This window comes from Paraburkholderia phosphatilytica, from assembly GCF_003443895.1.
Lineage (GTDB): Bacteria > Pseudomonadota > Gammaproteobacteria > Burkholderiales > Burkholderiaceae > Paraburkholderia > Paraburkholderia phosphatilytica.
The window spans coordinates 246,071-256,665 of sequence record NZ_QQOA01000001.1 but is presented as its reverse complement, the minus strand read 5'-3'; the positions used below and the strand labels follow the sequence as shown (position 1 = coordinate 256,665).

The 10,595-nt window shown below is 62.4% G+C and carries 11 protein-coding genes; 6 read left to right on the top strand and 5 right to left on the bottom strand.

Annotated elements, in window-relative coordinates; genetic code table 11:
* The first annotated feature begins 1 nt into the window (after nt 1).
* The 5 genes from DVS29_RS01080 (at nt 2) to DVS29_RS01060 (ending at nt 5,061) form a co-directional block, all read left to right on the top strand.
* A complete protein-coding gene (locus DVS29_RS01080; RefSeq protein ID WP_118178567.1) occupies nt 2-808 on the top strand; it encodes a hypothetical protein in 807 nt (268 codons plus the stop codon).
* 390 nt (nt 809-1,198) lie between these two features.
* Entirely contained in the window at nt 1,199-1,441 is a 243-nt protein-coding gene (locus DVS29_RS01075) for an Imm74 family immunity protein (protein WP_118178566.1), read from the top strand.
* 313 nt (nt 1,442-1,754) lie between these two features.
* On the top strand, nt 1,755-2,387 hold the full coding sequence (locus DVS29_RS36790) for a hypothetical protein (protein ID WP_124800580.1): 633 nt from the start codon (nt 1,755-1,757) through the stop codon (nt 2,385-2,387).
* A gap of 151 nt (nt 2,388-2,538) precedes the next feature.
* Nucleotides 2,539-3,132, top strand: coding sequence for a hypothetical protein (locus DVS29_RS01065; protein WP_118178564.1), 594 nt, complete (start codon nt 2,539-2,541; stop codon nt 3,130-3,132).
* Between the two features lie 96 nt (nt 3,133-3,228).
* Entirely contained in the window at nt 3,229-5,061 is a 1,833-nt protein-coding gene (locus tag DVS29_RS01060; protein WP_118178563.1) for a CPBP family intramembrane glutamic endopeptidase, read from the top strand.
* Here the strand turns inward: DVS29_RS01060 and DVS29_RS01055 are convergent.
* Complete coding sequence (locus tag DVS29_RS01055) at nt 5,058-5,516, bottom strand: nuclear transport factor 2 family protein (RefSeq protein ID WP_118178562.1); 459 nt, start codon at nt 5,514-5,516, stop codon at nt 5,058-5,060. The two genes, DVS29_RS01060 and DVS29_RS01055, sit on opposite strands and share 4 nt — an antisense overlap.
* Nucleotides 5,517-5,634: 118 nt before the next feature.
* Here DVS29_RS01055 and DVS29_RS01050 point away from each other — a divergent pair, with 118 nt between their 5' ends.
* Entirely contained in the window at nt 5,635-6,360 is a 726-nt protein-coding gene (locus DVS29_RS01050) for an ArsR/SmtB family transcription factor (protein ID WP_205962385.1), read from the top strand.
* Here DVS29_RS01050 and DVS29_RS01045 read toward each other — a convergent pair.
* The 4 genes from DVS29_RS01045 to DVS29_RS01030 all read right to left on the bottom strand — a co-directional run bounded on the left by DVS29_RS01045 (nt 6,336) and on the right by DVS29_RS01030 (nt 10,593).
* Nucleotides 6,336-7,361 carry a hypothetical protein gene (locus DVS29_RS01045; RefSeq protein WP_118178561.1) on the bottom strand — a complete coding sequence of 342 codons (1,026 nt, stop codon included), beginning with the start codon at nt 7,359-7,361 and terminating at the stop codon, nt 6,336-6,338. The two genes, DVS29_RS01050 and DVS29_RS01045, sit on opposite strands and share 25 nt — an antisense overlap.
* 92 nt (nt 7,362-7,453) lie before the next feature.
* Nucleotides 7,454-8,206 (bottom strand): SDR family NAD(P)-dependent oxidoreductase, encoded by a 753-nt coding sequence (locus DVS29_RS01040; protein WP_118178560.1) that lies wholly within the window; start codon nt 8,204-8,206, stop codon nt 7,454-7,456.
* Nucleotides 8,207-8,261: 55 nt separating this feature from the next.
* Nucleotides 8,262-9,395 carry an FAD-dependent oxidoreductase gene (locus DVS29_RS01035; protein WP_118178559.1) on the bottom strand — a complete coding sequence of 378 codons (1,134 nt, stop codon included), beginning with the start codon at nt 9,393-9,395 and terminating at the stop codon, nt 8,262-8,264.
* Between the two features lie 34 nt (nt 9,396-9,429).
* Nucleotides 9,430-10,593, bottom strand: a complete 1,164-nt coding sequence (locus tag DVS29_RS01030) for an alpha/beta hydrolase family protein (RefSeq protein ID WP_118178558.1) — start codon at nt 10,591-10,593, stop codon at nt 9,430-9,432.
* Between the last annotated feature and the right edge of the window lie 2 nt (nt 10,594-10,595).

The following is a 10,595-nucleotide window of genomic DNA, read 5'->3' as shown; positions in this document are numbered from 1 at the left end:
AATGAAATTTGACCCCGAAAAGACGAGAGAAAGCAAGCTGCGTCGCGATGGTGCGTTATTAAAATTTCTGTTGAACACCCAATATGATTCGAAGCGCCCTATGGGAAATGTGGCTCAAAGCCAGATAGGTGAGGTCATTGGAGCCTGGTTGGTTGGTCTTCACGAGGATGTTTTTCCCGTTATCCATCGATCGAACGAGTGGCTGGATAGAGCCATCAAAGAAGATGAGGACTTCGGTGTCGATAAAAACTTCCATCGTAGGACGTTGCATTGGGCTAGAGGTGTTGGTGAATGGCTTGAAACTGGGTGGAACGCAGAGAGTTCCTGGGACAAGGCTCGCGAATTCGAAGAGGCGACTTGGCGCAATGAGCAGCGCCCGTGGCCGATGAATGAGATCATTGAGGAAGGCCTCGATGACTACATGGCCTTTGCGTTTCAGGCAGCCGATGACTGCTCTCCGGATGGTTTAGAAAGGTACGAACGTGGTATTCAGATGTACGAGCACTGGCTCGGCAAAGAACCGCCAATCATATCGAAGACGCTCAAGCCTCGGGAGTTCGCGTACGCGCTGTGCCTGCACTACACGCGGAGTCATTTTTCCCGTGATGAGTTGTTTCAGGCAGGACGAAGGATGCTGGGGGCCAATCTGGAAACGAAGTGGTTTGGCGCCGGACAGTTTACACGCGGGGCAACTTGGCTAAAGATTGTCTACCGGGATTTCAACGACACGTTGACGCCACTGCAAACAATTTTGAAGGCATATGACGACATGCCTCATGTGAAGCGGCCGGAGTTCGTCGGACGCTGAGTGTAAGGAAAGATTGGAATGCTAAAGCTGGCGGAATCGCCAACTACTGTCCGTTGGCTGAGGTGTCTGTGCCAAGCCACGATGGCGAACGGAATTCAACGCTGAGCGAAAACGCACCAGTAGGAGCCGAAGCAATTGACCTTGCGCCGGGCGCGCATCGCTCAGGTCTATGGTGTGGTAGCGGGTTAGCTGTTGGGTCGTGTGAAGCGATCCTCGTAGAGGATCGCAAACTGCTGCATCGTGGCCTTCGAATGATGAGCGGCGCGGTGCCAGTCAGCGTGATCTCACGCAGCGCGAGCCCGCGCTGATGAGCAATCCCAACGTCACGCAAATCACTACAATCGACCCTGCAACAGGGGAAAGCAAGATTATCTTTACGCGAGGCAAGCAATGATCCTTGATGTATCGCGCGGCCATATCAAAGTAAAAATCGGAAGCCGAATTGCTACGGTCGGTGGGGAGATGTTCTTCCCGGGGAATGACAAGCTAGGCTTTGTCGTCTACTCGGACACCATCAATTTCTGGGACCCACCAGACCATGCCATCCGGATCTTTCCGGCAGGGAAGCAACTCATTTTGGACGATATAAGAGCCGACTTCGCCAAAGGCGGTCATACGCTTGACATTGAGTAGCCGAAAACAACAAAGTCGTCGGATTCATGGCCAATGGATCCCGTGGCACTCATGCTATTTCCCATCCGGCTAGCCTGAAGCCTCTTCTCATATCGCTGCTCCTGTTCGTGCTCGTATTCGGTGGAATCACCTACCAGCTGGTCAAGGAAGCACGAGCAATGAATCGATCTCCCCGATAAGCCTTCAGATCGGCACCGATCATCGCAGAAACACGATAGTCGATAGCGCTTGAGGTGCCGGCGACATCGAAGAGCAGCTGGCTTTATCACGTCTTGACGAATCCTTCGTTGCGGAAGAGATGGGATGCGCCAGAGTGACGATTGTCTCCGATGGACAATCAACACAACCTCAGCCTCAAGATTCGCGAAACGCGACCGTATACATAAATCAGGTACGTCATCAATTTCCCGCGCGACAACGAGCAGGATCGAAGACCGCGCACTACTTCGAACAACAAATGAAACCATCTCAAGTCGTTGCGCTGTTGACATACGCGATCGCGGTTACTGGTTGCGCGACCGGTTATCAGGAACCCACCCAGACGAATGCAGCGACGCTGACGTTACGCACTGCGGGCGACTTCACAGCGCAGGCCGCTATCTATAGCGGCGCCGCGGAATGCACCGACCGACATCTTCTGCCAGTGATGGATGGAAAACGGGAACTCTCGCGCCGGATAGCCCCAGGGGCGCCGTTGTCGTTCTCGATGACGTATTCGAAGAACATGCTTCTGGTTGTACGCTATTGCGTCGATACGGTGACGTTCACGCCTGCTGCCGATCACCATTACGCCGCATCGCTCGCGATTACCGATGGCCAGTGTCACATCGACGTGACGGACCTGGGTACCGACAACGCCTCGCTCAATCCACCCGTTCCGGTGAAGACCGAGCACCACACATGGACGCGCGCAATGACGGAGAGCGGCCCGTTCTGTGGCTCGTAGTCCTATAGATCGTCACGAAATTAAGCACGGCCGCATAGGCATGTGCCGTTTATCGGTGAAGTTGCGGTAGAGAGGTTATCAAGAGCCGAGGGCTAAGCATCCTCGGCTTGAAGTCGTTCAAAAAACAGCATTTCCATTCCGGGGTTCTAAAATGAAAAACCTATCCAAGCTGGTCCTCGCGACCTCCCTGATCGCCGCGCTCACCGCCTGCGCGGGCAGCAACTTCGTGCGACCAGACGACAGCGCGCTGCAAGACGGCAAGACGACCCTCACCGAAGTGCGCGAAAAATTCGGCAAGCCGTACCGCGAAAGCGATGTCATCAAGAATGACGAAAAGGTGACCGTACTCTTGTACGCCTACGCATCCACGACTGGCACTCCGGTCGAAACCGGCGTCGTGCCGGGTCGTTCGATGGACCTCTCGTTCTGGAAGGGCACGCTGGTTTCGACGCAATTCGTCTCGACGTTCAAGGACGACGCCAGTAACTTCGACGCATCGAAGCGCGACCAGATCGTCAAGGGCAAGACCACGCGCGACCAGGTGATCGGGCTGCTCGGCCGGCCGGCGGGTTACGCGATCTATCCGATGATCAAGGACAAGCAGGCTCAGGCGCTGATCTATGCGTATCAGACCACCAGCGGCTCGGCGTTCAACCTGAAGTTCGCGAAGCGTCAGCTGATCGTGACGGTCGGTCAGGACGGTGTGGTCAGCGACGTCAACTACGAATCGTCAGGCATGCAATAACGCCACGTTCACCAGCCACTCAAAAAGTCAGAAGAAGGCCGCGTCCAGTTTCAACCTGGTATGCGGTTTTCGCATCCGGCAAAGGCGCGGACTTCCATGTTCACCCGATTCCTCATCACTCTGCTCATCGCGACGAGCGCGATCGCAACCGCATTGCCATCGAAGGCAATCGCGTCGAACGCGCCTGCCCTGTCGATCGACGACATGCACAAGCCGGATCAAGCGGCGGAGCGCGTCGTCAACCAGGAAAAAAGCGACTACCAGCAGGTGCTCGATCAATACCGCCGCGCGCAGCACGATCACCCCAAGGACGCATCGCTAGCGCTTGCACAATGCAGGTTCATCTCGACTTTCGCATGGTCAGAGGATTTAAGCTGGAGCGACGTGGCCGGAAAAGACCTCGACGCATGCAGCACGGCGCTAGGCAAGCAGTTCCCCGATGATGCCGACGTCGCGCTTTATATGCTCGACCGTCACTTCGGCGCGGAGGCGGTGGCGTACGGCGAGCCGCTCGTCGCGCGCTCGCAGAACTGGAGCGTCGCGCAACGCGCGCATCTGCATGCGACTTTGTCGCGCGCTTATCTGGGCGTGAAAAACACCACGCGTTCCGGTCAGGAAGCGGTGCTGGCGGTTCAGCTCGATCCCGGCAACGAACGTCTGAACGACGCGATGCGCTACCTCGCGCAAACCGGCCGCGCGCAGGATGCGGTCAAGCTTCTAAGAGCAGCGCCGCTTCCGAAGCTGCTATGGCAGGAGACCACGCGCATCACCACGGCGGTCGCGGTGCTGCCGGGCACGGCCGCCAGCGACGAACTGCATCGTGCGCAACACGCCGGGATCAAGATCGATGCCTATACCGTCGCGCGGGTATTGCAGCGTGCGGGCGATTCAGCCGGCGCGCAGGCGGCGCTGGCCGCGGATAAGGCACAGCGCAAGTTCGAGAGTCCGCAGAACCAGCAGCTCCGCCTCGACGTCGCGTTCGACGCGGGCAACGCCAAGGCTGCGGCCGACGTCATTCTCGAGCAGTTTCAGAAGACGCGAAACGGCGCGCCGCTCGCGTCGGCCTACGCGCATCTGATCAACCTCGATCCGGCCGTCGCTGTGCGGCTCGATCTGTTGCCGCTCGCGGGCTCGCTGCTTACGCTGCTGGCACTTTACGCGGCGGCTCCCGGGGTGCTGCTGTTTCCCGCGCACTATCGCGGTACGGTCCGGCAGCGCATCGGCAAGGAGTCCACGCCGCTGTTCGAACGGATTGGCTTGAGGCACGCGTGGTACGCATTGGCCGTTCTCTTCATGGGGCTCTACTTCATCACGATGCTTCGTCAAGGCACCGCGGTGGTCTCGATGACCGGCAGCGGCGTGACGCGCATCGACGCGTCGACCCGCATCGCGATCTCATATCTCTGGACGCTGCTTTTTTGCGCGATCGGTCTATTGGCGGTCGCTCGTCTGCTCAGCTGGGACGAATGGATTGGCAGCGAGAGAGTGAAGTTTTCGTGGGTCCTCGTGTCGCTCGCGCCGTTTTGCGTCAACCTGCTCACCTGTCTCGCGAACCATCATGTCGAGCCGCAAGGCACCGCGCCGGTGGCCTGGGCGGTCAGTCTGACGCATGGGGCGATCGCGATCGGCGGCGTTCCGCTTGCGGTCGCGGTAACGTGCGTATTCGTGCCGATCATCGAAGAGCTGGTGTTCCGCGGCTGTCTGCTAGGCGGACTCACGCGTCACATCAGCTTCGGGTGGGCGAACATCGTGCAGGCGGCGCTATTCTCGGCGATGCATCAAGACCCCAGACGCTACTTCTATCTGTTCATGATGGGGCTCGCCGCGGGCTGGCTCGCGAAGAAGACCAAAGGGCTCGCGATGCCAATGGTGTTGCACGCGCTCAACAATGCGGTCTTCGTGTGGAGCGTCGTGACGACCGGGGCTTAGCGTCCCACCGCCAGCAACGCCTTGACCCCCACCCACCCCCAGTAAACGCGATGATGGACGATGAGCCCGCGCTCCACGTCCATCACTTCGACGAGATCGACCTGATCGCCTTCCGGCGTCTCGCGCGGATATTCCCAGGTGAGCAGCCGTCCGTTGGAAAAGAACGTTCCGGTCCGATACCAGCGGCCGAGTCCGTTCTCCGGGCTGCGGAAGCCTTGCTCGAAGAACGCCGCGATGCGGTCCTTGCCGCGCAGCCTGCCGTCCTGCCTGTCGGCGGAGACGATCATCACCAGCGGCGACTCGAGCACCGCGTGCTCGTCATATAGCGCCACCACGCCATCCAGATCGCGCTTCACGACGCTCTCGTGCCAGCGGTCATAGATATGGAGAATCTCGGCATCGGTGTTCGGCGTTTGCGTTGTCACGATCGGCTCCGGCAGCGGCGAGAGCCGCATTGTCGCTTAGATTCTAGGCGCGTTAAACACACAGATGTTTCGATCACCATCGAAACATCACGACAGATTCGCGTGCTATCGTGGTTTCGTATGTCCAGATTCCGGATGGAGCCGCATCATGAACACGCAACCGAACGTCTCTGCCGCCGCGTCGCTGATCGCGGACCCGGCGCGCGCCTCGATGCTGATGCTGCTGGCGGATGGCCGCGCGCGCCCCGCGGGCGAACTCGCGTACGCCGCCGGCGTCACCGCTCAGACGGCCAGCTCGCATCTCGGCAAGCTGCTTTCGGGCGGGCTGCTGGCAGTCGAAACGGAAGGACGGCACCGCTACTACCGGCTCGCCGATCCGCAGGTGGCCGCTGCTTTGGAAAACCTCGCCGCGATCGGCCCGGCCACAGCGGTGCGGCGCAAGCCGCTCAGTCCCGACGCGAAGCGGCTGCAATTCGCGCGTTGCTGCTACGACCATCTGGCGGGTCGCGTGGGTGTCGCTGTCACGCAGGCGTTGCAGCAGCGCGGCTTCCTGATTGCCGCCGCCGACAAGCAGTTTCAGGTCACGCCGGCAGGCGTTGAATGGTTCGGGTCGGTCGGCCTGGACGTCGCGTCGATCAAGTCGAGCCGGCGCGGTCTTGCGCGGCAATGCCTCGACTGGACCGAGCGCCAGCATCATCTGGCGGGCCCGCTTGGTCGGCAGTTCCTGAGCGCGCTGTGCTCGGACGGCTGGCTGCGGCGCTCGAAAACCTCGCGCTCGGTCGACGTCACGCCGAAGGGATGGGCGAGCTTCAGAGAACAGCTTGGCGTGGATGCGGACGCCGTGCTCGATCAGTCCGCGCGCAGCAGCACCTGATTGCTCACGGGCGTACGTTCGACGCGTTCCACCGCGAACCCCGCACGCGCAGCCAGTGTTGCAAATGCTTCGAGACTGCGCGGCATCAGCTTGAATCCCGTCGTGGCAATCGACCGGCGTCGCGTAGCGTCGTCGCGCGTAACGGACCCGGCGATCGCAATCTTCGCGCCTGCAGCGCGACGAAGCGCGGCGAGGTTGGCGACCACCGCATCGTCCGTGCCGTACTCGAAGAGCGCGCCTTCCGTCGAAGCGGCCACGATACCGCCCGACGCTTTCGCATCGCGCACGACGGCTTCGAGGCGATCGGTCACGTTCCAGTCGTACGCTTCGTGCACCAGTTGCACGTTCAATCCCGCAAGCGGACCGTCGTTCGAGCTAAGCGCTTTCAACGCGTTCGCACCGAAGCGCGGGCCGTCCTGATCCCTGTCGAGCACGGTGATCGTGACGCTGCGCGTTGCCAAAGACGCCGATGCCGAACGCCGCAGCAGCAGCAGCGCGTTCAGGCTATCGATCGCGGAGCCTCCGCCGATGTTGATCAGACGCAAGGGCACGTTGGGCGCGGCGTCGAGTTCGGCTTGCAGCGCGTGCGCCATAAGCCTGGCGATCTGCTGCAGCCGCAACCGTACGGCGACCGCGTGCGGCGACGCGGCCACCTTGCGGTCGATATCGTTGTTGAACAGCGGCGGCAGGTTGTCCGGCCCGAGCTTCAACACGTACGTGCTGAGGCCATCCAGAAAGCCGGCGTCCGCGTTGAGCAGCGAACGCAGCAGCGGCGCGCGCCGCGCCGCGAGCTTGTACATGCAGCGCGTGACGAACGCCGGCAGCTTCTCCTGACGGCGTTCGCTCGCTTCGTACTCGGCGAAGAGCGCTGCGATGGCTTCGTCATCGTCGGGCAATGCGAAGCTCGGATGCGTGATGTCGATCACCGGCAGCATGCCGCTCTTCGCGGTGGCGGCTTGCATGATGGGACGCGGGGTGTCGGCGGGCAGGGTCGGAGTCATGCCTGCCATTCTGCCAGCGTATCGGCACATGCGATTCCGCCCGATGCGTAGCTTCGGCGGTTTCTCGTCTGCGAAAAGGCGGAGCGACCCCGCTAGAACCCGAACCCTCCGCCATCCACGTTCAGCACCTGGCCCGTTACGAATCTCGCATCATCGGAAGCGAGGAACGCGAGCACGCCGGCGAGATCGTCCGGCACTTCCGTGCGCGGAATGAACTGCCGCACGCGCACGGCTTCGAATGCCGCGGCAGGCAGATTCGCGGCGCTGCCCGGATGGCGCGTGAGCCCAGGCGAAATCGCGTTGACGGTGATGCCGTGCGCGCCCAGTTCCGCGGCGAGCGCGCGCGTCAGGCCGATCACCGCCATCTTGCTGCACGCATACGCGGCCATGCCCGGCGGCGGTCCCCACACGGTGCTGGACGCGAGATTGATCACACGTCCCCAGCCGCGCTCGATCATGCCCGCCGAAAACGCCTGCGCGAGCAGGAACGCTGCATCGACGTTGACCGTCATGATCTGCCGCCACAGTTCGGCGGTGACGGACGCGAGCGGCGCCATTGGCATGAACGCGGCGTTGTTGACGAGCACGTCGACCTTGCCGGTCCGTTCGAGCACGGCCGCGGCGAAGCGCTGCACGTCCGCAGGATCGGCGAGATCGCAGCCGATCGCGTCGGCCTGGCCGCCTTCGGATTGAATGCGCGCGGCCAGCGCGTCGCACGGTGCGCGGTCGGTCAGCACCACGCGATGCCCGCTTGCGGCAAGGCGCAATGCGAACGCTTCTCCGAGACCACCGGCGGCACCGGTGACGACGGCGACGCGGCCGTCAGCGTGAGTGGAATCGCTCATGATATTCGTCTATCCGTTATCGAATGCGGCGTTGGGTACGTGCACCATTCGGCGCTCAAATCGGCGCGCGCAACGCCTGCTGCGCATGAATCATCACACGCGTGTGTTCTTCGAGCGAGCCGCCGGTCTGCTCGATCTCACCCATGCGTCCCGATGCGCTGACCACGAGCCGCGCGCGATCGTAGTGCCGTCCGGCGTAAGCCGTCAGCGCGCCTTCGATCGAATGCCGCCGCGCCAGTTCTTCCGCGAGCACGATCGCGCCTTCCACCGCGATGCCTGCGCCGGATGCGAGATGCGGCGTGGTCGCGTGCACCGCGTCGCCGAGCAGCACGATACGCCCCTTGTGCCACGGCGCGCCGATCATGTGCCCCATCAGCGGCCGGTACAGCAGCCGGTGATTCTTCAACGACGCATCCAGCAGTCCCTCGCGAAACTCGCCGATCGCGCCGCCGAATTCCGCGAGCAGTTCCGCGAGCACCTGCGGCCAGCGTTCCTGCTCGATGAATTCCAGGCCGTCGCGCTTGTCGAGCACGAACAGATAACTCTCCGTCGCGCTGATCGGGTTCATGCCCGCCTTCGTGGTGCTGCCCATGTAGATCGTCGAGTTCTCGCGCAGCCGCGGCACGACCGCGCGCCACGAGCCCTGGCCCGTGAACTTCGGGCCCGCGAAGTCGGGCATCACCAGTTTGCGCACGGCCGAGTTCACGCCGTCCGCGCCGATCACGAGGTCGTAGCGTTGCCTGCTGCCGTTGGTGAACAGCACGTCGACGCCGTCGTCGTCTTGATTGATGGTCTCGAAGCTCAGGCCCAGGCGTACGTTCGCGCCGGTGTTGCGCGTCGCGTTCGCCAGGATGTCGGCGAACACCGAACGCATGATGCCGGCGCAGCCGGGCAGATCGTCCGCGCCGACGGCCGGCGCGATCGGCACCGTCGCGTTCACCTTGCCGTTCGCATCGCAGATGTCGACCGCGCGCCACGAGCCGCCGCGCTTCAGCACCTCGTCGATCACGCCGACTTCGCGCAGGCCGCGCAGCGTCGGGCCGCTGATCGTGATGCCGGCGCCGTCGGGCGCCCACTGCGGGTTCAGTTCGACGAGATCGACGTCGATGCCTTGACGGCGCAGCATGATGGCCGCGCACATGCCGCCGATGCCGCCGCCGATGATCAGAATCCGGTTGACCAATGCCATGGTGTGTCTCTGTGTTCGGGTTGAAGTCGTCGGGTCACGCGACCGTGCCGCCAAGCTGCACCGCGAGCCAGTCGGCGATGCGGTTGCCGGCGTTCAGCGGATTGTCGAGCGAGCTGTGCTCGACGCCGCCTTCGCGTGCCGTGAAAATGAACAGGTCCTTCTTCGGGCTGTTCACCAGCTGTTCATAGGTTTGATGCGCGTACTTCAGCGGGATCTGCCGGTCGTTTTCGCCATGCGTGACGAGGAACGGCACACGGATCCGGTCGAGCACGCCGTTCAGATGCATGTGCTCGGCCTTCGCGAGAAAGTCGTCCATGTCGTTCGCGCCGAACACCCACTGCACGTGCTTCCAGTAGTGCGGCACCGGGTTCTCGCCCTCGCGTTTCAGACGCGCCTGCTGCACTTCGCGCCAGTCGTGATTCGCGCCCCACACCGCGCCGCATGCGAAGCGCGGCTCAAACGCGAGCGCGCGCGGGCAGTAGTAGCCGCCAAGCGATACGCCGAGCGCGCCAATCCTGTTCGGGTCGACCTCGGGATGCGTTTCCAGCCAGTCGACGATCGGCGCGGCCCACGTTTCGGTGTCGTGCACGGCGGGCAGATTCGACAGACGCAGCGCTTCGCCGGTGCCGGGCTGATCGACGAACAGCGCGGACACGCCGCGGCGCGCGAACATCGTGCCCATCACGCTTTTCTGCAGCATTTCTTTCGTCGAGTCGAGGCCGTTCATCACGACGACGGTCGGCGCGCGCTGTCCTGGCGCGAGTCCTTCGGCACGCACGTAGAGCGCGGCGATGTGCTTGTCGAGGTACGGAATCTCGACGCGCGCGCAGTTCTCGCGTGAGAGCTTGCGGCCTTGCTCGAACAGTTCGAGCGAACGGCGATAGACCGCGAGGCGCGCTTCGAATCCATGCGCCTGCATGCGTTCGGCGATGCCGTAGTAGAGGCCGGCGCGGCCGAGTTTTTCGCCGGCGGAAAGCGTGTGGCCTTGCACGAGGTCTTCGTCGGCGAGCGCGATCAGCTGATCCGCGCCGCCTTTCCACGCTTCGTAGAACGCGACGGTGCCGGGGTCGTCGCCCGCGCGCGCGGCTTCGAGCAGCGGCCCGCACATCGCATCGACCTCTCCGATGTTGCCGCCGTGCGTGAGGGCGATCATCGTCGAGAGGCTCCAGACGTAGTTGGTCGGGAAGTACTGGAACATGA